Raw genomic sequence first — 21,941 nt, forward strand, 5'->3', positions numbered from 1 at the left:
GCCGACTCGTCGCTACTGGGAGAATCCGACGGTGAAGTCATGTCCCCACAGGCTGACCGCGGTGCTCTCCCGGGCTATCCAGTCGTCGTCGGCGACGGTTCTTCCCTCACAACCGAATTCGACGTCGAATCCGCCGGGTGTCTTCATGTAGAAGGAGAGCATGAGGTCGTTGACGTGCCGGCCGAGGGTCGCCGACATCTTCACCTTGCGGCGCAGCGCCCGATCGAGACACAGCCCCACGTCGTCGGAGTTCTCGACCTCGACCATGAGGTGCACGATGCCCGTCGAATTGGGGATCGGCAGGAACGCCAGCGAGTGATGTCGTGGATTGCAGCCGAGGAAGCGCAGCCACGGCACCTCGTCGCCCTCTTCGCGGCCGACGGCCTGCGGTGGCAGCCGCATCGAATCGCGCAGCGAGAAGCCGAGGACGTCACGATAGAACTCCAGTGCGGCCTTGTCGTCGTCGCAGGTGAGCACCACATGCCCGAGGCCCTGCTCGCCGGTGACGAAGCGGTGACCATACGGACTGACGATACGTCGATGCTGCAGCGCCACACCGTGAAACGCCTCGATGGTGTTGCCGGCCGGGTCGGTGAACACGATCATCTCGACGACCTGCCGCTCGAGCAGTTCCTCGTCCTTGGCCTCGCGATAGACGACGCCGGCCGCCGACAACCGATCTCGGACGTCTTGGAGCGCTGAGGCATTGGCGCATTCCCAGCCGGAGGACGCGAGCCGGTCGTGCTCGCCCGGCACGATCACCAGGCGAGCCGGGAAGTCGTCCATCCGCAGGTAGAGCGCGCCGTCGACGGTACCGGTGCCCTCGACCATGCCGAGAATCTTCAGACCGTACTCGCGCCAGGCGTCGACGTCGGTCGCCTCGATGCGCATGTACCCCAGGGAACGGATCGGACTGTCGGTCATGTGCTGGGTTCTCCTGTCCTCACGTGTGCTGTCCACCGGATCGGCGTGAATCAGATCGGCGTGGATCAGACCATGGTGTCGCCGACGGGAATCCCGAACTCCCCGTTACCGAATGCGACGTAGGCGCGCTCGGGGTCATTGGCGGCGTGGACGCGTCCGGCGTGTGCGTCGCGCCAGAACCGCTGGATCGGCGAATCCACGTTCAGCGCACCGGCACCCGAGTTCTCGAAGAGACTGTCGATCGACTCGATCGCGCGGCCGGTGGCGCGCACCTGGTCGCGCCGGGCGGCCAGCCGCAACTCCATCGGGATCTCCTCGCCGGCGAGGATGAGGTCGTATTCGGCCTGCAGGTTGCCCGACACCTGACGCCAGGCGGCGTCGATGTCGCTGGCGGCGCCGGCGATCCGGACCTTGGCGAACGGATCGTCCTTGGACTTCTCGCCGGCGTAGGCGGCGCGAACGCGCTTGCCCTGATGTTCGACGTGCGAATGGTAGGCGCCGTAGGCCATTCCGATGATGGGCGTCGAGATGACGCTGGGATGGACGGTACCCCAGGGCATCTTGTAGACGGGCGCGGTGTTGCGCTCGAGTCCGGGACTGCGGTATTCGGCCATGGTGCGCATCGACAGCACGCGGTGGGTCGGGACGAAGGCGTCCTTGACCTCGATGGTGTTGGAGCCGGTGCCCTTGAGCCCGACCACATTCCACACGTCCTTGATGGTGTAGTCCGAGCGGGGCAGCAAGAAGCTGACGAAGTCGACGGGCTTGCCGCGCTTGATGACCGGACCACCGACGAAGGTCCAGTCGGCGATCTCGCATCCCGACGAGAACGCCCAGTTGCCGTTGACCTTGTATCCGCCGTCGACGACCTCGCCCATGCCCATCGGCGCGTACGACGAGGAGATTCGGACCGTGGTGTCGTTGCCCCACACGTCCTCCTGCGCTTGCTGGTCGAACAGCGCGAGATGCCAGTTGTGGATACCGATGATCCCCGACACCCAGCCGGTGGACCCGCACGCCGTCGACAGGCGCCGAACGGCCTCGTAGAAGGTCACCGGATCGACCTGATAACCGCCCCACTGCTCGGGCTGCATGAGCCGGAAGAAGCCCGCGCTCTCGAGGCTGGAGACCGTCTCGTCGGGAATCCGGCGCAGATCCTCGGTCTGCTGCGCACGCTGCTCGAGTTCGGGCAGCAGCGCATTGATCTTCTCCAGGACTTGCGTCCCGGCCTCGCTGCGCTGGCTCGGATCGCTCTCTCGTGCTGGCATCTCACCCATCCCTGTTCTCTTCACTGTGTGTCTTCTCGTGTGCTCGTCCCCCCACCGGCACCGGCGTGACGCGTACCGATTCCAAGACTAGAACACGTTCTCATTTATGTCGAGTACTGGGACTTTGTGCCCATTTCCTGCCCGTATCCGGGTTCACCGGCCTCGGCCCACTGTTATTTTTGTAACATGTTCTAGTATCGGCTGTACGCGATTCGCATGCAGCGCCACGATGGGAGAGATCCGAATGGCTGTGAGCACAGGCACCCCGAACGCAACCTCGGCCGCCGACGCGGCCGATCCGGGCGTGCGGGAGATCGACACCGGTACCCCGCCGACCCGCTTCGCCCGCGGATGGCACTGCCTGGGCCTGGTGGGCGAGTTCGCCGACGGCAAGCCGCACTCGGTGCAGATCTTCGGCACCAAACTCGTCGTCTGGACCGACACGTCGGGACAGATCCAGGTGCTCGACGCCTACTGCCGACACATGGGTGGCGACCTGTCACAGGGCAGCGTCAAGGGTGACAACGTCGCCTGCCCGTTCCACGGCTGGCTGTGGAAGGGCAACGGACGCTGCGCCGGCGTACCCTACGCCAAGCGCAATCCGAAACTCGCCAAGACCCGGGCGTGGCCGACGATGGTCCGCAACGGGCAGGTGTTCGTCTACAACGACCCGGAGGGCAATCCTCCGCCGGAGGAAATCATCATCCCGGAGCTGTCGGAGGTCGACAACGACGAGTGGACCGCGTGGACGTGGAATCGGATCGTCATCGAGGGTTCCAACTGCCGCGAGATCATCGACAACGTCGTCGACATGGCGCACTTCTTCTACGTGCACTTCGCGCTCCCCGACTACTTCAAGAACGTCTTCGAGGGTGAGACCGCCGCACAATACATGAACTCCCATGGGCGCCCCGACATCTCGTTGGGCACCGCCTACGGTGACACCCGCCTGGAGTCGATCGCGGCGTATTACGGACCGTCGTACATGCTGAATCCGATGGTGCAGTACTACGGCGGCTACGCCATCGAAACCATCCTCACCAACTGCCACTACCCGATCGACGCCAATTCGTTCGTCCTCATGTACGGCGTGATGGCCAAGATCCCCGAGGGCCTCTCCCCCGAACAGGCCGACAAGATGGCCCAGAAGATCACCGCGGGCATCGAGGTCGGATTCCTGCAGGACGTCGAGATCTGGAAGCACAAGACACGCATCGACAATCCACTCCTCGTCGAGGAGGACGGACCGGTCTATCAGCTGCGTCGATGGTATGAGCAGTTCTACGTCGACAAGGCCGATGTCACCGACGAGATGACCCAGCGCTTCGAGTACGAGATCGACACCACCAAGGCCGTCGAGAGCTGGAACATCGAGGTGCAGGAGAACATTCGGCTCCGGGAGGAACACGAGGCGCAGCAGGCCGACTCGTCCACCGAGACGACCGAGTCACGGGTCTGACCCGATGACCCGCGCGGGCTGGGCGAAGGCTCCCGACCACACCGACGACCCGCAACTCCTCGCCCGGGTCCACGAGGCCACCGACCGCGACCGTGACCACTACCTGCGCGGCGGTATGACCGAGATCGAATGCCGGTCCTGCCACGCCTGTGTGATGGTCAAGAAGACCAGTCCGCACCACACCAGCGTGCAATGGAATGCCGGTGCCCGGGCGCGCTGCGACGAGCTCGAGGAGATCCGGCGGATCGGCGGCAACCCGGCGATGATGCGGACGTGTCCGCGACTCTCGGCGAGTATCGATCACGGTGTCGCCGAGGGGATCATCCCGGCGCAGTCTCCCGAGTCCGACCCCGACGGATACTGGTGAGCGGCGCGAGCACCACGCTCAGCACCCCGAGGATCAGGGTGGCGATCACGCCCCACGCCGGCGACAACAGCGGGCCCGGAGTCTCGATGGCGTCGTTGACCGCGGCGTCGAACAGATGTCCCGCCGGGTCGGCGATCACCATCGCGGCCACGACGATCGTCGCCACCCCCGCCGCCACGATCACCGCCGACACGGCGAGCACACCGATGGGGTTGCGGCGAAACGGTTTCCACCAGCCCAGCAGCGCCGCCAGGGCGATGACGATGCCGAAGACGAGGGTGAGCAAGGCCGGGCGTTCGGTGTGGGCGGAGAACGCCGCCTCGACGTCGGCGGTCGCGGCCGCTCGGGCGCTGACCCCACCGAGTCCGCTCACCTGCAGTTGCGCCCCCTGATCGGAGGCACCCCAGCTCGCTTGCGCACAGCCGGCGATCGCCAGACCCACGACCACCAACGCCGGCCACAGGAACGTCTGAATCCGCTCGAGGCTCACCGTCCCAGCGTGCCACGCGCTCCTGCGGGGGCGATGAGCAAGGCGCCGTCGATGATCCCGGCGACGGTGCGGGTCGCGACGATCCCCCAGGCCAGGAGCAGGGCGACGAATCCGACACCTGCGACCACCGCGAACATCGTGTGCCCGGTGGTCGCCGCCAATGCCGACGACCCGGTCACGAAGGTGCCCAGCGGGAAGGTGAACGACCACCAGGTCAGACCGAACGGCAGACCGCGGCGCACCGACCGCACGGTGATGACGGTGGCGACGACGATCCAGATCACCGCCGCGGCCCACACCGTGAGCGCGTAGTCGTGGGCGAGGGCGCCGAGGACTCCGGCGGTGGCCGCTCCGGTCACCCCGGTCGCGACGTGCGCGAGCAGACACGCCGCGGTCACTGATTGTCCGAGCGGTCCGAGCACGATCCACCACGTCGGTGCCAGTCCGGCGGGGCCCGTTCCGTGCGTCATCAGGGAACCGATCACCGAGACCGCGATCGGCGCGGCGAGGACCAGTGAGAACACGAAGGCCGCGACCCCGATGACCAGCAGCTCGCGGCGTGCACTCGGTTCGTCGAGCGCCCCGGCGAGCACCGCGGCCGCCGACGCCGACACCATCGGCGGGACCACCGACATCAGCCAACCCCCGAACGGTTCCGGCCGGTTCGATTCCGGCCGGTTCGGTCCTTCGGGGTCTGCCGCTCGGCCGAGGAGGTGGCGGGCCGGAATCAACAGTGCCGTCGTGACTCCGCCGATAGTGCCGAGGGTGAAGCACACGATGTCGACGGCGAGCGCGGCGCTCGGCCCGATCACGTGGACGCCGGCCACCAGGGTCGACGTGCCGACGGTCAGCGTCGCCATCGGCACGGCACCGTAAAAGTGCGCGATCACCGGGTGCCGCAGGTGGGCGCGTGCGGCGTCGCGGTGGCGACGCCAGTGCATGACGGTCGCGGCGATCACCCCGATGTAGACGAGGCACGCGAGCAGCCAGAACACGATCGACAGCGCGGTCAGCAGCGTGCCGTGGCCGAGCCCGTGCGCTGCGATCGCCAGAATGCCGGTGCCCATCACCGTCGCGAACCAATTCGGCGGCACGTGGGCGAAGTGGGTCCGGACCGGTGGTTCGCGCAACGTCATGCACCTACGGTCGCCGATCGACGTCTTGGCAGGTAGAGGGCAATTCCCTGCAAGAGTTACAACGGATGGTTGTAACCTGGGAGGGTGTTGAGCCCGCGCATGCCCGACCTGCCCTCGCTGGAGACACTGCTCGCGGTGGTCACCACCGGCAGCCTCAATGCCGCCGCGGGTGAGTTGGGGATCACCCAGCAGGCAGTCTCGGCGCGGATGCGGGCGTTGGAGGCCACGCTCGGGATCTCACTGCTGACCCGCTCCCCCACCGGCACCGCACCCACCGAGGCCGGAATCCTGGTGTCGGAGTGGGCCGATCGGCTTCTCGGCTTGGCCTCGGAGTTCGACGCCGGGCTCGCCGCACTACGTCGCGAACGACGCGACGAACTGCGTCTGGCCGCCAGTCTGACGGTCGCCGAACATCTCCTTCCGCAATGGTTGGTGTCGTTCGGGCAGAGCGTCGAGCACGCACCCAAGGTGTCGTTCACCGCGACGAACTCCGAGCACGCCTGCGAGTTGGTCCGGGCCGGCGACGTCGAACTCGGCTTCGTCGAGGGCCCGCAGGTGGCCCCCGGGGTACGCAGTCGCGTCGTCGCCCACGACACCCTGGTGCTCGTCGTACCGCCCGAGCATCCGTGGGCGCGTCGGCGCACGGCGGTGAGCTCCGACGAGTTGGCCCGCACAGCGCTGGTGACCCGCGAATCCGGTTCCGGGACAAGACTCTTCCTGGACACCATGCTGGCCGGGGCCCACGACCCCGACGTGGCCCGGGCGCAACCGGTGCTCGAATTGTCGACGACCGCGGCGGTGCGCTCGGCGGTCATCGCCGGCGCCGGACCGGCGGTCGTGTCCGATCTGTCCGTACGCGACGATCTCGGTCGTCGGCTGATCGCCGTGCCGGTGTCCGGGCTCGATCTGCGACGCGCCCTGCGGGCGGTGTGGATCGGCGGCGACGAACCGCGCGCCGGTGCGGCACGCGACTTCCTCACGCACGTCACGAGATCGGCAGGTCGGCCGTGACACCGATGAGTTTCGACGAGGATGGAGGTCTCACCCTTGACACCAACCGTCTGTCACCAATCGTCATCGGAAACAGGAGTTCACCATGACCGCATATTCAGCCCCCGTGGGCGCACCGATCTGGTTCGACCTGATGAGCAGCGAGCCGGCGAAGGCCGCCGGGTTCTATCAGGCCCTGTTCGGCTGGGAGGTCGAGGGCCCACCGCGCGAGGAGTTCGGCGGCTATCAGAACTTCACCCTGCACAGCAAACGCGTCGCCGGCCTGAGTCCGTACATGGCCGAAGGTGGTGGCCCGTCCGACATCTGGTCGCTCTACCTGCGTACCGATGACCCGGCGACCACCGTCAAGAACGTCGAAGCCGCTGGAGGTTCGATCATGGTGCCGCCCATGGCAGTCGGCGAGGAGGGCACGATGATGGTCACCGTCGACAACGCCGGAGCCGTCATCGGGTTCTGGAAGCCCAACCAGCATCATGGTTTCGCCGAGTGGGGTGTGCACGGAGCGCCCTACTGGTTCGAACTCGCCACCCGCGACTACCCGGCCTCACTCGCGTTCTACACCGAGACCGTTGGCGCCCGCGCCGACACCGTCATCGACAACACCGGTCAGGAGGTCGCCCCCGGCGGGCCGCTGCGCTACTCGCAGCTGTTCTTCGGGGAGACCGCGTACGCCGGCGTCATGGACGCCACCGGACTGTTCGGCGACGCCCCGTCGTTCTGGCAGATCTACATCTGCGTCGACGACGTCGCCGCGACCGTGGCACAGGCAGCCGATCTCGGCGGCGAGATCGTCATGCCCGGCGAGGACACCCCGTACGGCACCCTCGCCGTCATCAACGACCCGTTCGGCGCGATGATCTGCCTCGGCCATCCGCCGGCCGGGATGTAGGCGACGGATCGGGCGGCGCCTGCCCGGCGCGGCATGAACTCGTGAACGCGGCCCGTGCAAAGACCGCGTCTACGAGTTCAGGCCGCGTCTTGGTGTCGATGGAGCCGATCCGTCCCCTCATGCGTCCAACCCTGCATGACACGCTTTCCCACAGACGAACATGACATCATCTACCGACACGCCTGCCTTACGGCCGGTTTCACCGACACCGATCTCGCCAGAGCACGCAGCCACGGCGAAATCACCCAACTGGTAAGAGGCGCCTACCTCCCCGCGCAGCACCGTGAACGCGCCGAAATCCATCGCTTGGCCGTCATCGCCACCAGCCGCCTTGGACGATTTGACGAGTCGGTACCCAGCCACCAATCCGCTGCCGCACTGCACCGGCTGCCGATGCTCTCGCCCAACTTCCGCCGCATCCACACGACCACCGGCCGCGCTCGCGGTGGCGGACGAACAGCGACGCGACACAACCACGTCGGCATCGTTCCTCCCGACCACCTCATCGAGATCGACGGCGTCATCGTTCCAGGTATCGAGTACGCTGCCGTCGACGTGGCGTGCACCACCGCGGCGGGATTCGCCGGGGCACTTGCAGTCTTCGACGCGGCGCTGCGTGCCGGCGCCGATCGGGCGACGATGGAGTCGTTGCTGCGCGGGGTTCGACGTGGGGTCGGCGTCGCGCGGCGCGCTCTGCATCACGCCGACGGCAACGCTGAAAGCCCCGGTGAGTCCTGGAGCCGAGCACAGATGATCGAAGCCGGCATTCCCCCGGCACGGCTCCAGCATCGCTTCCACGACGCGGAGGGCAACGAGATCGCCCGGACCGACTTCGATTGGAGCGGAGTCCTCGTCGGCGAGTTCGACGGAAAAGTCAAGTATCAGAAGCACTTACGGCCAGGAGAGGATGCGGCCGACGCCGTCATCCGCGAAAAGATTCGCGAAGACCGCTTACGCGCCCAAGGCATCATGGTCATCCGCTGGGTGTGGGCCGACCTCGAAGCCGGGACCGTCGTCACCCGCATCCGTCGGTGGCTGACCCACTTCGCCTTGATGGCAGCGTGAAGTACATGCCGTGCGAACTCGTGGACGCGGTCCGTGCAAAGACCGCGTCTACGAGTTCAGGCCGCGTTTCGATGTTGACTTCGCAAGCCCGCTACACACCGGCGTTGGCGTCGGCCTTCTTCTTGAGTTCGAGCGCGATGTCGATGAGCTGGTCTTCCTGGCCGCCGACGAGTTTGCGGTTGCCTGCCTCGATGAGGATCTCCGCGGCGGACACGCCGTAGCGTTCGGCGTGACCCTCGGCGTGCTTGAGAAACGAGCTGTAGCAGCCCGCGTAGCCCATCATCATCGCCGATCGGTCGACCAGGCACTCCGAGGGCATCGCCGGGCGCACCACGTCCTGCGCCGCGTCGGCGATCTTCATGAAGTCCACGCCGGTGGTGATGCCGAGTTTGTCGCACACCCCGACGAACGCCTCGGTGGGCGTGTTCCCGGCGCCGGCTCCGAAGCGCCGGATAGACCCGTCGATCTGCTGGGCTCCGGCGCGCACCGCGTTGATCGAATTGGCCACGGCGATATCGAGATTCTCGTGCCCGTGGAAACCGACCTGCGCGTCGTCGCCGAGTTCGGCGACGAGCGCCTGCACCCGGACGGTGACATCCTCGAGCACCAACGCGCCTGCCGAGTCGACGACGTAGACGCACTGACAGCCCGCGTCGGCCATGATCCGCGCCTGGGCGGCAAGCACTTCCGGTGGCTGACTGTGACTCATCATCAGGAAGCCGACGGTCTCGAGCCCGAGTTCGCGGGCCAGTCCGAAGTGCTGGATCGACACGTCGGCCTCGGTGCAGTGCGTGGCGATGCGGCAGATCTGGCCACCGTTGTCCTGCGCGGCCCGGATGTCGTCCTTGGTACCGAGGCCCGGCAACATCAAGAACGCGATCTTCGCCCGCTTGGCCGTCTCGGCGGCCGCGGAGATCAGCTGCTGTTCAGGTGTTTTGGAGAAGCCGTAGTTGAACGACGATCCGCCGAGACCGTCACCGTGGGTGACCTCGATGACCGGCACACCCGCGTCGTCGAGGGCACCGACGATCGCCCGCACCTCGTCGGTGGTGAACTGGTGACGCTTGTGATGACTTCCGTCGCGCAATGAGGAATCGGTGATGCGGATGTCGAGATCCGCGGAGTACTTGCGGGCGTTGGCCATCAGGTCCGTCGTCGGTGTACTCATGCCGAAACTCCCAACTTCTGCTTCGCGATTTCCTCGCCGACCTTGGTGGCGGCGGCGGTCATGATGTCGAGGTTGCCGGCGTACGGCGGCAAGAAGTCCCCGGCGCCCTCGACCTCGACGAAGATCGAGACGCGGGCGTGGCCGCCGTTGAGCACACTCGGCGGATCGAACTGCGGATCCTGCAGCAGTCGATAACCGGGCACGTAGGCCTGGATCTCTTTTTCCCGCTTGTGGATCGACGCGGCGATGGCATCGGTGTCGGCGTCGTCGGGGATGGCGCAGAAGATGGTGTCGCGCATGATCATCGGCGGATCGGCCGGATTGAGGATGATGATCGCCTTGCCGCGGGCGGCACCACCGATCGTCTCGATTCCCTTCGACGTGGTCCGGGTGAACTCGTCGATGTTGGCCCTCGTCCCCGGACCTGCCGACACCGACGCGACCGATGCGACGATCTCGGCGTAGGGCACCGGCACCAACGACGACACCGCGTGGACCATCGGGATCGTCGCCTGCCCACCGCAGGTGATCATGTTGGTGTTCGGCGCGTCGAGATGCTCGCGCAGATTGGCCGGCGGCACCACCGCCGGACCCACCGCCGCCGGCGTCAGGTCGACCGCGGTGATACCCGCCTGCTCATAGCGCGGCGCATACTCGCGGTGCACATAGGCCGACGTCGCCTCGAAGATCAGGTCCGGTTTCTCCGACGACGCGAGCAACTCGTCGGCGCCGCCACTCATCGTGATGAGCCCGTGTTCGGCGGCCCGCTTCATGCCCTCCGAGTCGGCGTCGATCCCGACCATCCATCGGGGAGCGATCACCTCGGATCGTTCCAGCTTGTACATCAGGTCGGTACCGATGTTGCCCGACCCGATGATCGCCGCGGTCAGCTTGGCTGCCACCTGCGCCTCCTCTGAGAGTGTTGTCGAAAACTGTTGTTGGTCAGGTGAAATCGAGGGTGACGCTGCCGAGTCCGGCGAACTCGGCGACAACGTGATCACCCGGTCCGACGTCGAACGCCCGTGTCGCGGTGCCCGGCAGGATCACATCCCCCTTGCGTAGTCGCACCCCGAAAGACTCCACCTTGCGCGCCAGCCAGCTCACCGCGTTCAATGGATGGCCCAGCACCGCAGAGGAATTGCCTTTCGCGACGACCTCGCCGTTGCGGTGCAACACCGCGTCGATGTCACCGGTGTCGATGTCGGTGATCGCCACTCGCTCGGTGCCGAGAATCCACCCGCACGACGACGCGTTGTCGGCGATGGTGTCGCACAACGTGATCTGCCAATCGGTGATCCGCGAATCGATCAACTCGATCGACGGCACCACCCACTCGACGGCATCGATCACGTCGTCGTTGGTGCATCCCGCACCGGGCAGATCCTTGCCCAGGATGAACCCCACCTCCACCTCCACCCGCGGGAAGCACAGCGTCGCGGTGTCGATCGGGGTGGCTTCGTGGTACTGCATCTCGTCGAGCAGATGCCCGTAGTCGGGCTCGTCGACGTTCATCATCTTCTGCATGGCCTCCGACGCCAGCCCGACCTTGTGCCCGGCGACCTTCGCACCGGCGTCGAGACGCTTGCGAATGTTGATCAACTGGATCTCGTACGCGTCGACGACATCGAGTTCCGGATGGGCATCGGTCGGTCGGCCGATCGCCGTCGCGGTCCGCTCCGCGGTCCACAGATCAGCGGCGATCCGCTCGCGGATTGCCTGGTCAACCGCCATGAGAGCCTCACTTCCGGGGAATGAACGTGTTCTAGTTTAGAACATGTTCCAGGTTTCAGGGAGGACTCCTCGGTCCGGTCCGGTGCTACGGTTCGACCGTGGGCACCGACCAGGCGGGTATCGACACGCTGCGCCACAAGGTGCGTGAGTTCCTGACCGCCGAACTCGATGCCGGCACCTTCGTCCCGGCCTGCGACAGCTGGATGAGCGGATTCGACCCGGCGTTCAGTGGACGCCTCGGACAGCACGGCTGGCTGGGTATGACGATGCCCGAGCAGTACGGTGGCCGCGGCCGCAGCGCGGTCGAACGATTCATCATCACCGAAGAACTCCTCGCCGCCGGGGCTCCGGTCGCGGCGCACTGGATCGCCGACCGGCAGATGGCGCCGGGCATCCTCGCCCACGGCACCGAACGCCAGCGGCAACGCTACCTCCCCGGAATATGCTCGGGTACAACTTATTTCGCAATCGGCATGAGTGAGCCCGACGCCGGCTCCGACCTCGCCTCGGTACGGACCCGCGCGGTGCGCACCGACGACGGGTCGTGGCGGATCAGCGGCACCAAGGTGTGGACCACCGGCGCGCACGTCGCGCATGCGATGGTGTTGTTGGCCCGCACCGACGGCACACCCGCCGACCGCCAGTCCGGACTGTCCCAGCTGATCGTCGATCTCCCCCACCCCGACATCGAGATCCGCCCGCTGCGCAGCATCGACGGCGGCACCCACTTCAACGAGGTGATCTTCCACGACGCGAACGTCGGCACCGAGGCACTACTCGGCGAACGCGGCGCGGGATGGAAACAAGTGATGAGCGAGTTGGCTTTTGAACGCTCCGGACCGGAGCGATACCTGTCGACGATGCCGCTGCTGCGGGCGTGGGCCGACGAGTTGCGCAGAGCCGGAGCGTCCGACGAGCAGCGGAACACCCTCGGAACGCTGACCGCCCGTGCGTGGGCGTTGCGCCGGATGTCGTTGCAGGTGGCCGCCGAACTCGCCGAGGGCGGCGCACCCGATGTGTTGGCCGCGATGGTCAAGGACATCGGCTCGCAGTTCGAGGGTGACGTCGTCGAGGCCATCCGATCCTCCTCGGACACCGTGGCGCGGGTCAGCGATGCGAACCCCTTCGCCACCCTGCTGGCGACCGCGATGCTGCACACCCCCGCCTTCACACTTCGCGGCGGCACCAACGAGATCCTGCGTGGAATCGTGGCCAGAGGAATGGGATTGCGGTGATCGGCGACGCCCAGCTGCATGCGGCGGTGACCGCGGTGATCGAGCGCGTCGGCCCAGACACCACGAGGCCGGACACCACGACGTCGGACACCACGATCGACACCGGGGTCTGGGCGGCGCTGACCGATGCGGGGTTCACCGGCGTCGGCATCGACGAGGATCTCGGGGGCACCGGCGGCGAGTTCACCGATGCACTGACCGTGGTGTCGGCGGCAGCGGCGAGCGGCGCACTCACCCCACTCATCGAGCACACCGTCCTCGCCGCCTGGTTGGCTGCACGCTCGGGACTCGACCTCGGCGGGCGCACCGCGACACTCGCCCTGGGCGGCGAGAGCACCACCGTGCGCTCCACCGACGAGGGATGGGCGCTCGACGGGTTGCTGCCAGGCGTCGTACACGCCTGCGACGCCGACGTTCTCGTCGTGCACGTCGCCTCTTCGGTGGCACTGGTCTCCCGAACCGCACCCGGCCTGACGCTCTACCACGGCGCCGATCTGCTCGGGGCGTCCGTCGACGACGTGGCTCTCGACGCCGTCGTCGTCGAACGGCTCACCGACTCTCCGGTCGACTCGGCGGAACTGCGCCTGCGCGGCGCGCTGGCCTATGCGGTGGCCATGTCCGCCTGCGCGGACACCATCGTCGAGACCACGGTGCGCCACGCATCGCAACGCACCCAGTTCGGCCGACCGCTGTCCAAGTTCCAGGCCATCCAGCAACGTCTGGCGTCGATGGCAGCGCTCACCGCGCAGGCCCGTGCCGCGGTGGAGCACGCCGTCGAGATGGCCGGGAACCCCGATCACGCCGGCACCACCGCCGCGGCCAAGATCGTCGTCGCGTCGACCGCGCGGGAGGTCGCCGCCGCAGCGCATCAGATTCACGGCGCGATCGGATTCACCTCGGAGCATCATCTCGGCCGATTCACCATGGCGCTGCTGGCCTGGCGGGACCGACACGGCGACGAGAAGTACTGGTCACGGGCACTTGCCGAACGTGCGTTGGACGACGGGATCGACCCGTGGGAACTCGTCGTCGACGCCGACCACGCCCCGCCGAGCGCGACCCCTGGCGCCGCGAATCTGTAACGTGTTCTACTTTTAGATGAGAACACGTTCCACCCGCGGCGCACGAAGGGACCGATTCATGGCCGACGCGACCGAACCAGCAGGACAGCAGGCATCCACTCCCCCCGCAGGCCGTCCGGAGGCGGACGAGACCTACGACGTCATCGTCGTCGGCGCCGGCGCCGCGGGCCTGAGTGCCGCCATCACCGCGGCCGCGCAGGGCCTGCGGACGGTGATCATCGAGAAGTCGGCGTACTGGGGCGGTTCTACCTCGCGCTCGGGCGGCGGCGTCTGGATTCCGGGCAATCCGGTGCTCAAGCGCGACGGGGTGCGCGACGACCAGGAGACGGCCCGGCAGTACGTCCACGCGATCATCGGTGAGCACGCGCCCGCGGAGAAGATCGACGCCTACATCGACCGCGGCCCCGAGGCGTTGGAGTTCCTGATGGCCCATGCTCCCCTCGACCTCGAATGGGTGAAGAACTATTCCGACTACTACCCCGAGGCCCCCGGCGGACGCCTCGGCGGACGCAGCGTCGAACCGCGGCCCTTCGACGCCCGGGCCCTCGGCGATGACCTGTCGACCCTGCATCCGCAGTACACCAAGGCGCCGCTCAACATGGTTGTGCTGCAATCGGATTACCGCTGGCTCAACACGGGCCTACGGCACTGGCGCGGACCGGTGCGGATGGGCAAGGTCGGCGCCCGGTTCTTCTGGGCCCGCAGCCGCGGAAAGAAACTCATCGCGATGGGCGCCGCACTGGCCGCCGAGCTGCTGCTCGGGGTCCGCAAAGCCGGTGTGCCGCTGCGCCTGTCGACCGGCCTGGTCGACCTGATCACCGAGAACGACCGGGTGGTCGGGGTGATCGCCGAACACGAAGGCACGCGTACCCGCCTGCACGCGCAGCGCGGTGTCATCCTCGCGTGCGGCGGCTTCGAGCACAACGCCGAGATGCGCAAGAAGTATCAGCGCGAACCCATCGGATCGGAGTGGACCACCGGTGCACCGACCAACACCGGCGACGGCATCAACGCGGGCCTCAAGATCGGCGCCGCGGTATCACTGATGGACGACTCGTGGTGGGGTCCGACCATCCCGTTGCCGCGCGGGCCGTGGTTCGCACTGTCCGAGCGCGCCGTCCCCGGCACCTTCATGATCAACGAACGCGGACAACGCTTCATGAACGAGTCACTGCCGTATGTCGAAGCGGTGCACCAGATGTACGGCGGCGACTTCGGACAGGGCGAAGGCCCCGGCGAGAACGTCCCGTCGTGGCTCATCTTCGACCAGCGCTGCCGCAACCGCTACCTGTTCGCCGGCATCAATGCGCGCCAACCCCTTCCGAAGAAGTGGTTCGAGTCCGGAGTGGTCGTCAAGGCCGACTCCGTCGAAGCCCTGGCCGAGAAGATCGGGGTTTCCGCGGAGGCATTGCGCGCCACCACCGAGCGGTTCAACGGCTTCGCGCGCAGCGGCACCGATGAGGACTTCGGGCGTGGGCGCAGCGGCTACGACCACTACTACGGCGACATCACCAACAAGCCCAATCCGAGTCTCGGGGTGGTCGACAAAGCACCGTTCTACGCGGTGAAGATGGTGCCGGGCGATCTGGGCACCAAGGGCGGCATCGACACCGACGCACACGCCCGGGCGCTGCGCGCCGACGGTTCGGTCATCGAGGGGCTCTACGCGGCCGGTAACACCTCGGCACCTGTGATGGGCCACACCTACGCCGGCCCAGGAGCCACCATCGGACCCGCGATGGTTTTCGGCTACCTCGCCGCACTCGACTGCGCCGAACACCCCGGCGTCCGAATCCCGGATACCGCAACGACATCCGCGTCCGCCGGCGAGGAGAACTGACCATGCCGATCGACCTGTCCGTGGCGCTGGGCGCCGAGCTACCCGAGGTCGGCTTCGAATGGTCGGCCTCCGACGTCGCGCTCTACCACCTGGCCGTCGGTGCGGCCGCCGACCCGATGGATCGCGCCGGTCTGACCTACGTCGACGACGTCGCCCCGAAGGTGTTGCCCTCGTTCGCGACCGTGGCGGCGTCCTTCCATGCCACCGAGGCGCCGAAGGTCTCGTTCCCCGGTGTCGACATCGACCTGGCCAAGGTGGTCCACGGCAGCCAGCAGGTCACCGCGCACCGCCCGATCCCCGCGTCGGGCAAGGCCACCACCCGGACCACGATCGCCGAGATCCAGGACAAGGGTTCGGCTGCGGTGATCATCCAGGAATCGGTCACCGTCGACGACGCCGGCACACCGCTGTGGACGGCGCGCTCGTCCATCTTCGCCAAGGGCGAGGGCGGTTTCGGCGGCGACCGCGGCAACTCCGCCAAGCTCGACTACCCCGATCGGGCACCCGATCAGCGCCTGTCGGTACCGACGCTGCCCAACCAGGCGCTGCTCTATCGGCTGTGCGGTGACCGCAACCCGCTGCACTCCGATCCCGAATTCGCCTCTCGTGCAGGGTTTCCCCGCCCAATCCTGCACGGGCTCTGCACGTACGGGACAGTATGCCGAGCCGTCGTCGACGCACTCCTCGACGGCGACGTGACCTCTGTGGCCGACTACTCGGCCACCTTCGCCGGCGTGGTGTTCCCGGGCGAGACCATCGACGTCGACGTGTGGGATGAGGGCCGGTCGCTACTGGTCGCGGCGAGCGTCGCCGACCGCGACGGCGCACCCGCGCTGAAGAACGTGGTCATCGAGAAGCGCTGACGGCCACTGCCGCGGTGCCCGGTCAGGGGCGTCGAGGCACCATCAGCGCGAACATCGGGGCCAGGCTCGCCCGGAGACCACGACCCGGATTCGCGATCCACTGCTCATGCCCGGCGGCCGACGCGGCCACCATGGAGTGGGCGACCGCGGTCGGATAGATCGCAGTCGCCGACATCTCGCTCCGATCGCCGACGAACTCGGCGATCACCGCGCGCCACTGGCGATAGACCTCGCTGGCGCGAGCCTGCACGGCGGGCACCTCGAGGATCAATTGCGCTCGCCCGCGGGCCCATTCGTCCTCATGACGCCCGTGATCGACGACCGAGATGAACGCCTCGACCACGATCTCGATCGGGTCGGTCTCCGAATCCGACGCCGCGAGCAGACGACGGAACTCGTCGAGTTCCTTGTCGGATTCGACCCACACCACGTCGGCCTTGGTCGGGAAGTACCGGAAGAAGGTGCGCCGGCTGACGCCGACCGCGGCAGCGATGTCCTCGACGCTCGTCTCGTCGAATCCGTCGCGGAGAAACAAGCGTTGTGCGGCCGCCGCGAGTTCGTGGGCACTCGTGCTGGCGGGCCGTCCCCCGCGATCGACCTCGCCCGAGGTGTCCGCGACGCTCCGCTCTGCGCTGAATGCCATCCGCCCATCGTCCCACCGACCGATGTCAGCGTGGGGACCTTCGTCCCTCTGGTGTTGTGACACCCTGTGACATATCCTCGGGATGCGACGTGGATCACACGAGTTCGTCGAGGGAAGCAGGTCATCATCATGGGCACACTCGAAGGCAAGGTCGCCTTCATCACCGGAGCAGCACGCGGCCAAGGGCGTAGTCATGCACTGCGTCTGGCGCAAGAGGGCGCCGACATCATCGCCGTCGACATCACCGAACAGGTCGACACGGTCCCCTACGCGACGGCGCGCCCCGGCGATCTCGAGGAGACGGTGCGTGCGGTCGAGGCACTCGACCGTCGCATCATCGCCTCCGAGGTGGACGTGCGGGATCTCGCCGGGCTGACCAAAGCCGCGCAGGACGGGGTCGCCGCCCTCGGCCGGCTCGACATCGTCCTCGCCAACGCCGGGATCTCCACCATGGCCCCCACCCTCGAGATGGAGGAGCAGACGTGGCAGACCATGATCGACATCAACCTGACCGGCGTGTGGAAGACCGTGCGCGCGGCGGTGCCGCACATCGTCGCCGGTGGGCGCGGCGGTGCGGTGGTCCTGACCAGTTCGCTCGCGGCCATCGCCACCAATGAGAACATCGCCCACTACACCGCCGCCAAGTACGGTTTGATCGGACTGATGCGCGTACTGGCGAAAGAGCTGGGGCCGCAGAGCATTCGGGTGAACACCGTGCATCCCACCACGGTCGCGACCGACATGATCCTCAACGAGCCCACCTACAAACTGTTCCGACCGGATCTCGAGGAACCGACCCGGGCCGATTTCGAAGAGGCAGCCTCGCAGATGAACCGGCTACCGGTGTCGATGGTCGAACCCATCGACATCTCCAACGCAATCCTCTATCTCGTCTCCGACGCCGGACGCTACGTCACCGGAACCACACAGGTCATCGACGCCGGCGGAGCGCTGTAAACCTCTCCCATCCCCACGGCAAAGACCCAAAGACACAGACCCAACGACAAAGGAGTTGACATGGGACTCTTGGACGGCAAGACCGCACTCATCACCGGCGGCGCCCGCGGACAGGGCCGCGCCCACGCGGTGACCTCGGCACGCGAGGGCGCCGACGTGATCCTGCTCGACATCACCTCGCAGGCCCTCGGATCGGTCGACTACCCGCTCGCAACCGCCGACGACATGGCCGAGACCGTGCGTCAGGTCGAGGCACTCGACCGTCGCGCGTTGACCTTCGACGCCGATGTTCGTGATCAGGGCCAGCTCGACGCGGCGGTCGCCGCGGGCATCGCGGAGTTCGGCAAGATCGACATCCTCATCGCCAACGCCGGCATCTGGACCCGGGCACCGTTCTGGGAGATGACCGAACAGATGTGGTCGGACATGATGGACGTCAACCTGACCGGGGTCTGGAAATCGGCAAAAGCCGTGGCACCACACATGATCGAGCGTCAGTCCGGTTCGATCGTCATCACCTCCTCGGTGAACGGACTCGAACCGGGCATGAACTACGCCCACTATGTCTCGACCAAACACGGCGTGATCGGGTTGATGAAGAACATCGCGCTCGAACTCGCCCCGTACGGAATCCGCTGCAATTCCATCAATCCCGGTGCGATCCTGACGCCCATGACCAACCAGCAAGGCGCGTGGGACATGTTCGCCGGGCACGAAGGCGGCACTCCCGACGACCTCATCGCGGGTGGCTACAGCTTCCACGCACTCAAGGGCACCTCGTTCATGCCGCCGGAGGTCATCGCGAACACGGCGCTGTACCTGAATTCCGATCTGGCGGCCACCGTCACCGGCGTCACCATTCCGGTCGACGCCGGGCACATGCTGCTGACCGGCGTGAACACGGATCCGGTGAAGTGACGGGGACCACTCCGACGGGATCCAGCCCGACGACGGACCGCAGCGATGTCGCTGCGGTCCGTTCGGCCGTCGCGACCGAGATCGTCGGGCGCGACCGCGAATTGGATCTCGTCCTCGCCGCGGTCGCCGCCGGACGCGACATGATCCTCGAGGGCCCGCCGGGTACCTCCAAGAGCACCCTGCTGCGGGCGATCACCGCGCACTGGGGCATTCCCCTGATGCTGGTCGAGGGCAATGCCGATCTCACGCCCAGTCGCCTTGTCGGCCACCACAATCCCGCCCGCGTCCTCAAAGAGGACTACCGCCCCGACAATTTCGTCGATGGGCCTCTGCTGCAGGCGATGCGCAGCGGCGGCTTCCTGTACGTCGAGGAATTCAACCGCGCACCCGAGGACACCGTCGACACACTGCTGACCGCGATGGCCGAACGGGTCATCACCGTGCCTCGGGTGGGAACCATCGTCGCCGCCGACAGTTTCCGGATCGTCGCATCGATGAATCCGTACGACAACGTGGGCACCACACGCCTGTCGACCTCGGTGCACGATCGGATGTGCCGACTCGTGGTGGACTATCAGGACGACGCTGCCGAACGCGAGATCGTCCGGCGCCGAACCGGATCGGGGTCGGATCGGATCGTCAACGACTCGGTGGCACTGACCCGGGCCACCCGGATCCGTGACGACATCCGCCAGGGCAGCAGCGTGCGCGGAGCGATCGACCTCGCGCTCATCACCGCACAGTTGTGCGCGATGCGCGGGGTTCCGGTGCCCGCCGACGGCGCCGTGCCACCTCCGCGCGACCTGCCGACCGACTACACCGCCACCGTCCTCGATGCGATGATGGTGGCGCTGTCGGGTCGAATCCATCTCGACGACACCGCCTTCACCACTCCGGAGGGGGTCCTGACCGAGATCTGGCAGGACCATTTCGTCCTCGACCCCGCGGCGGCCGAGCCCGGTTGAAGAGCGATCGCCGCCGAGTCGCCGTTGACCCGCCGCCGCGGTGCCCGGCACACCCACCCGCGCACACTCGCACCGCTGCGTCGTAAACCGAAGCACCTCGACACCGAGCCCGATCTCCTCGTGCCGGGCGCCGGCGGCGCGGGCTGGGTTCTCCTCGGCCGACGTGATCGCCGCCCGCCCGGGGCACCTGGCACGCCGGGCTCGACCCAACCGGGAATGACCTCGGAGACAGGCGAACTCGACACTGCCGACCACCCATCCACACATGACGACGAAGCCCGCAGGCGGGCCCGCCAGATCGCCCGGAAACTCGCATTGACCGAGGTCGTCCGATCCCCGCGTGCCCCACGATCGGCCACCGGAACCCTGCGGACCGGTCGGTGGCGTGGCGATTCCGACGAGATCGATCTCGATGTGACACTCGAGGCGATCGCGGCGAATCCGCTGCCGACCGATGACGACATCGCGGTGCGCCGGCGCATCCGGCGCAGGCGGTCGGTGGTGATCGTCGTCGACATCTCTGGATCGGCCCGCGGAGAACAGGTCCGCACCGCGGCGGCCACCGTCGGCGCGCTGACCGGTGAACTCTCCCGAGATGCCGTGTCGGTCATCGCCTTCTGGTCCGATGCCGCCGTGATCTCCCGGCTCGGCGATCCGGTCGACCCCGACCGGGTCATCGACGCACTGCTCACGCTGTCCACCCAGGGGCTGACCAATCTGAGCTTCGCGTTGAACACCGCGGCCGACCAACTCCGTGGGGTACCCGCTGCGGACTCCCGCGTGCTGCTGCTCAGCGACTGCGTGCACAACGCCGGCCCGGACCCGCGGGAGATCCCGGGAACCCTGAACCGGCTCGACGTCCTCGTCGACGTCTCCGGCGAGCACGACCTCGAGTTGGCGGCCGACCTGGCTCTCCTCGGCCACGGCCGCTGCCTGCCGATCCGGGATCATCGCGGCGTGGCGCCTGCGCTTCGCACCGTCTTCGAGAACTGATCGGCGGCCGCGCGGGCGGCACGCACCATCGGCGAGACGTCATCGGCGCGGGTGCACAGACACAGCGTGGACGGTTCGGTGTCGGCGACCGGGATGAACGCGACGCCGGGATGTCGGTGGGCGTCCGGTACCAACTCCCCGGTGATGGAGATTGCCTCCCCGGTTGCGACGACTTCCATCAGTTCACTGATCGTATGGACCGACGGGCCGTACGTGACCGGCCGACCACTCGGTCGAGGATCGCACGCCCACCATCGGACCCACTCCGCGTCGGCCTCGTCATCGGTGACATGCGAGAGACCGTCGAGCTCGTCGATGGTGACCGATTCCCGGTGCGCGAGAGGATGGTCGATCGAAATGGCAGCCACCCGACGCTCATGGCAGAGCGTGTCAAAGCGCAGCCCGGTCGGGTCCGCGACGGGTGGTCGCATCAGCGACGCGTCCACCACTCCTCTACGCACTGCCGTGGCCTGCTCCGGCCAGGCGAGTTCTACGAGCTCTATGTCGGATTCCGGATACGCGGTTCGTAGCCCCCTGAGGAACTCTCGAGTCGCCGGCCCGATCGCCGCGGTCATAAAGCCGAGTCGGAGTCGGTGTGGTTGGGCGCTCACCGCATCGATGGCACGCGCCGATGCCGCGATCGCGAGCCTCGCCTCCACGAGGAACCGCTCGCCGACGGCCGTCGGACACAAGGGATGTGCGGATCGATCGAGCAACTCCGTACCAAGGTGCCGTTCGAGCTTGCGGATCTGCTGCGAGAGTGCGGGCGGACTGATGAACAGGCGTTCGGCAGCACGCCCGAGGTGCCCTTCATCCACCACCGCGATCAAATAGCCCACCTGCCGCAGGTTCAAATCGACAACCGTCACGATCCCTTACCCATCCTCACCAGTGGCGATAAGCGATAGCTTAACACCAGTACCGGAAAAATGTAATG

At 67.0% G+C, this 21,941-nt stretch carries 22 protein-coding genes; 13 read left to right on the forward strand and 9 right to left on the reverse strand.

The features are described 5' to 3' along the window. Positions 1 to 12: 12 nt before the first annotated feature. Positions 13 to 924, reverse strand: coding sequence for an iron-dependent extradiol dioxygenase HsaC (gene hsaC / locus J6U32_RS24590; RefSeq protein WP_208792550.1), 912 nt, complete (start codon positions 922 to 924; stop codon positions 13 to 15). Between the two features lie 65 nt (positions 925 to 989). Continuing rightward, positions 990 to 2,201, reverse strand: a complete 1,212-nt coding sequence (hsaA, locus tag J6U32_RS24595) for a 3-hydroxy-9,10-secoandrosta-1,3,5(10)-triene-9,17-dione monooxygenase oxygenase subunit (RefSeq protein WP_208792551.1) — start codon at positions 2,199 to 2,201, stop codon at positions 990 to 992. 235 nt (positions 2,202 to 2,436) lie between these two features. On the opposite strand from hsaA, the gene J6U32_RS24600 reads away from it, so the two are divergent. Both J6U32_RS24600 and J6U32_RS24605 read left to right on the forward strand, forming a co-directional pair. After that, positions 2,437 to 3,651: a Rieske 2Fe-2S domain-containing protein gene (locus J6U32_RS24600; protein WP_208792552.1), complete on the forward strand. Its 1,215-nt coding sequence runs from the start codon at positions 2,437 to 2,439 to the stop codon at positions 3,649 to 3,651. Positions 3,652 to 3,655: 4 nt separating this feature from the next. Continuing rightward, on the forward strand, positions 3,656 to 4,018 hold the full coding sequence (locus J6U32_RS24605) for a hypothetical protein (RefSeq protein ID WP_208792553.1): 363 nt from the start codon (positions 3,656 to 3,658) through the stop codon (positions 4,016 to 4,018). Here the strand turns inward: J6U32_RS24605 and J6U32_RS24610 are convergent. Both J6U32_RS24610 and J6U32_RS24615 read right to left on the reverse strand, forming a co-directional pair. Then, complete coding sequence (locus tag J6U32_RS24610) at positions 3,972 to 4,508, reverse strand: hypothetical protein (protein ID WP_208792554.1); 537 nt, start codon at positions 4,506 to 4,508, stop codon at positions 3,972 to 3,974. The two genes, J6U32_RS24605 and J6U32_RS24610, sit on opposite strands and share 47 nt — an antisense overlap. Beyond that, positions 4,505 to 5,644 (reverse strand): TDT family transporter, encoded by a 1,140-nt coding sequence (locus J6U32_RS24615; RefSeq protein ID WP_208792555.1) that lies wholly within the window; start codon positions 5,642 to 5,644, stop codon positions 4,505 to 4,507. Before J6U32_RS24615 ends, J6U32_RS24610 begins: the two co-directional genes overlap by 4 nt. Before the next feature lie 99 nt (positions 5,645 to 5,743). Here J6U32_RS24615 and J6U32_RS24620 point away from each other — a divergent pair, with 99 nt between their 5' ends. The 3 genes from J6U32_RS24620 to J6U32_RS24630 all read left to right on the forward strand — a co-directional run bounded on the left by J6U32_RS24620 (position 5,744) and on the right by J6U32_RS24630 (position 8,609). After that, the gene (locus J6U32_RS24620; RefSeq protein WP_208796323.1) at positions 5,744 to 6,655 is read left to right on the forward strand and encodes a LysR family transcriptional regulator; all 912 of its coding nucleotides are present in this window, start codon (positions 5,744 to 5,746) and stop codon (positions 6,653 to 6,655) included. Positions 6,656 to 6,740: 85 nt separating this feature from the next. After that, positions 6,741 to 7,544: a VOC family protein gene (locus J6U32_RS24625; RefSeq protein WP_208792556.1), complete on the forward strand. Its 804-nt coding sequence runs from the start codon at positions 6,741 to 6,743 to the stop codon at positions 7,542 to 7,544. A 135-nt stretch (positions 7,545 to 7,679) separates the two neighbouring features. Beyond that, positions 7,680 to 8,609 carry a hypothetical protein gene (locus J6U32_RS24630; RefSeq protein ID WP_208792557.1) on the forward strand — a complete coding sequence of 310 codons (930 nt, stop codon included), beginning with the start codon at positions 7,680 to 7,682 and terminating at the stop codon, positions 8,607 to 8,609. Between the two features lie 91 nt (positions 8,610 to 8,700). Here the strand turns inward: J6U32_RS24630 and dmpG are convergent, their stop codons facing one another. Genes dmpG through J6U32_RS24645 form a run of 3 tightly spaced genes read right to left on the reverse strand, consistent with a single transcriptional unit; the run spans position 8,701 to position 11,508 of the window. Further along, complete coding sequence (gene dmpG, locus J6U32_RS24635; RefSeq protein WP_020170128.1) at positions 8,701 to 9,777, reverse strand: 4-hydroxy-2-oxovalerate aldolase; 1,077 nt, start codon at positions 9,775 to 9,777, stop codon at positions 8,701 to 8,703. Beyond that, entirely contained in the window at positions 9,774 to 10,679 is a 906-nt protein-coding gene (locus tag J6U32_RS24640) for an acetaldehyde dehydrogenase (acetylating) (protein WP_208792558.1), read from the reverse strand. Before J6U32_RS24640 ends, dmpG begins: the two co-directional genes overlap by 4 nt. Before the next feature lie 40 nt (positions 10,680 to 10,719). Then, entirely contained in the window at positions 10,720 to 11,508 is a 789-nt protein-coding gene (locus tag J6U32_RS24645) for a 2-keto-4-pentenoate hydratase (protein ID WP_006369791.1), read from the reverse strand. Positions 11,509 to 11,606: 98 nt separating this feature from the next. On the opposite strand from J6U32_RS24645, the gene J6U32_RS24650 reads away from it, so the two are divergent. Genes J6U32_RS24650 through J6U32_RS24665 form a run of 4 tightly spaced genes read left to right on the forward strand, consistent with a single transcriptional unit; the run spans position 11,607 to position 16,528 of the window. Next, positions 11,607 to 12,743: an acyl-CoA dehydrogenase family protein gene (locus J6U32_RS24650; protein WP_208792559.1), complete on the forward strand. Its 1,137-nt coding sequence runs from the start codon at positions 11,607 to 11,609 to the stop codon at positions 12,741 to 12,743. Further along, a complete protein-coding gene (locus J6U32_RS24655) occupies positions 12,740 to 13,825 on the forward strand; it encodes an acyl-CoA dehydrogenase family protein (RefSeq protein ID WP_208792560.1) in 1,086 nt (361 codons plus the stop codon). The genes J6U32_RS24650 and J6U32_RS24655 overlap by 4 nt, the downstream gene beginning before the upstream one ends. A gap of 58 nt (positions 13,826 to 13,883) precedes the next feature. Beyond that, positions 13,884 to 15,665, forward strand: a complete 1,782-nt coding sequence (kstD, locus tag J6U32_RS24660; protein ID WP_208792561.1) for a 3-oxosteroid 1-dehydrogenase — start codon at positions 13,884 to 13,886, stop codon at positions 15,663 to 15,665. A gap of 2 nt (positions 15,666 to 15,667) precedes the next feature. Further along, positions 15,668 to 16,528: a MaoC/PaaZ C-terminal domain-containing protein gene (locus J6U32_RS24665; RefSeq protein ID WP_208792562.1), complete on the forward strand. Its 861-nt coding sequence runs from the start codon at positions 15,668 to 15,670 to the stop codon at positions 16,526 to 16,528. A gap of 22 nt (positions 16,529 to 16,550) precedes the next feature. Here J6U32_RS24665 and J6U32_RS24670 read toward each other — a convergent pair whose 3' ends face one another. Next, a complete protein-coding gene (locus tag J6U32_RS24670; protein WP_208792563.1) occupies positions 16,551 to 17,171 on the reverse strand; it encodes a TetR family transcriptional regulator in 621 nt (206 codons plus the stop codon). 129 nt (positions 17,172 to 17,300) lie between these two features. Here J6U32_RS24670 and J6U32_RS24675 point away from each other — a divergent pair, with 129 nt between their 5' ends. The 4 genes from J6U32_RS24675 to J6U32_RS24690 are packed head-to-tail and all read left to right on the forward strand — an operon-like array spanning position 17,301 to position 21,004. Further along, positions 17,301 to 18,128, forward strand: coding sequence for a mycofactocin-coupled SDR family oxidoreductase (locus J6U32_RS24675; protein ID WP_208792564.1), 828 nt, complete (start codon positions 17,301 to 17,303; stop codon positions 18,126 to 18,128). A gap of 60 nt (positions 18,129 to 18,188) precedes the next feature. Continuing rightward, positions 18,189 to 19,046, forward strand: a complete 858-nt coding sequence (locus tag J6U32_RS24680) for a mycofactocin-coupled SDR family oxidoreductase (protein ID WP_208792565.1) — start codon at positions 18,189 to 18,191, stop codon at positions 19,044 to 19,046. After that, on the forward strand, positions 19,043 to 20,011 hold the full coding sequence (locus J6U32_RS24685; RefSeq protein ID WP_208792566.1) for an AAA family ATPase: 969 nt from the start codon (positions 19,043 to 19,045) through the stop codon (positions 20,009 to 20,011). Before J6U32_RS24680 ends, J6U32_RS24685 begins: the two co-directional genes overlap by 4 nt. A 24-nt stretch (positions 20,012 to 20,035) precedes the next feature. Further along, positions 20,036 to 21,004 (forward strand): vWA domain-containing protein, encoded by a 969-nt coding sequence (locus J6U32_RS24690; protein ID WP_208792567.1) that lies wholly within the window; start codon positions 20,036 to 20,038, stop codon positions 21,002 to 21,004. On the opposite strand, the gene J6U32_RS24695 is transcribed toward J6U32_RS24690, so the two are convergent. Then, positions 20,959 to 21,873 (reverse strand): LysR family transcriptional regulator, encoded by a 915-nt coding sequence (locus J6U32_RS24695; RefSeq protein WP_208792568.1) that lies wholly within the window; start codon positions 21,871 to 21,873, stop codon positions 20,959 to 20,961. The genes J6U32_RS24690 and J6U32_RS24695 overlap by 46 nt on opposite strands. Positions 21,874 to 21,941: the final 68 nt, after the last annotated feature.

This window comes from Gordonia polyisoprenivorans, from assembly GCF_017654315.1.
GTDB lineage: Bacteria > Actinomycetota > Actinomycetes > Mycobacteriales > Mycobacteriaceae > Gordonia > Gordonia polyisoprenivorans_A.

Coding starts and splice junctions, on each gene's coding strand:
- hsaC (WP_208792550.1), bottom strand. CDS start 924: ATGACCGACAGTCCGATCCGTTCCCTGGGGTACATGCGCATCGAGGCG.
- hsaA (WP_208792551.1), bottom strand. CDS start 2,201: ATGGGTGAGATGCCAGCACGAGAGAGCGATCCGAGCCAGCGCAGCGAG.
- J6U32_RS24600 (WP_208792552.1), top strand. CDS start 2,437: ATGGCTGTGAGCACAGGCACCCCGAACGCAACCTCGGCCGCCGACGCG.
- J6U32_RS24605 (WP_208792553.1), top strand. CDS start 3,656: ATGACCCGCGCGGGCTGGGCGAAGGCTCCCGACCACACCGACGACCCG.
- J6U32_RS24615 (WP_208792555.1), bottom strand. CDS start 5,644: ATGACGTTGCGCGAACCACCGGTCCGGACCCACTTCGCCCACGTGCCG.
- J6U32_RS24620 (WP_208796323.1), top strand. CDS start 5,744: ATGCCCGACCTGCCCTCGCTGGAGACACTGCTCGCGGTGGTCACCACC.
- J6U32_RS24625 (WP_208792556.1), top strand. CDS start 6,741: ATGACCGCATATTCAGCCCCCGTGGGCGCACCGATCTGGTTCGACCTG.
- J6U32_RS24630 (WP_208792557.1), top strand. CDS start 7,680: ATGACACGCTTTCCCACAGACGAACATGACATCATCTACCGACACGCC.
- dmpG (WP_020170128.1), bottom strand. CDS start 9,777: ATGAGTACACCGACGACGGACCTGATGGCCAACGCCCGCAAGTACTCC.
- J6U32_RS24645 (WP_006369791.1), bottom strand. CDS start 11,508: ATGGCGGTTGACCAGGCAATCCGCGAGCGGATCGCCGCTGATCTGTGG.
- kstD (WP_208792561.1), top strand. CDS start 13,884: ATGGCCGACGCGACCGAACCAGCAGGACAGCAGGCATCCACTCCCCCC.
- J6U32_RS24665 (WP_208792562.1), top strand. CDS start 15,668: ATGCCGATCGACCTGTCCGTGGCGCTGGGCGCCGAGCTACCCGAGGTC.
- J6U32_RS24670 (WP_208792563.1), bottom strand. CDS start 17,171: ATGGCATTCAGCGCAGAGCGGAGCGTCGCGGACACCTCGGGCGAGGTC.
- J6U32_RS24675 (WP_208792564.1), top strand. CDS start 17,301: ATGGGCACACTCGAAGGCAAGGTCGCCTTCATCACCGGAGCAGCACGC.
- J6U32_RS24680 (WP_208792565.1), top strand. CDS start 18,189: ATGGGACTCTTGGACGGCAAGACCGCACTCATCACCGGCGGCGCCCGC.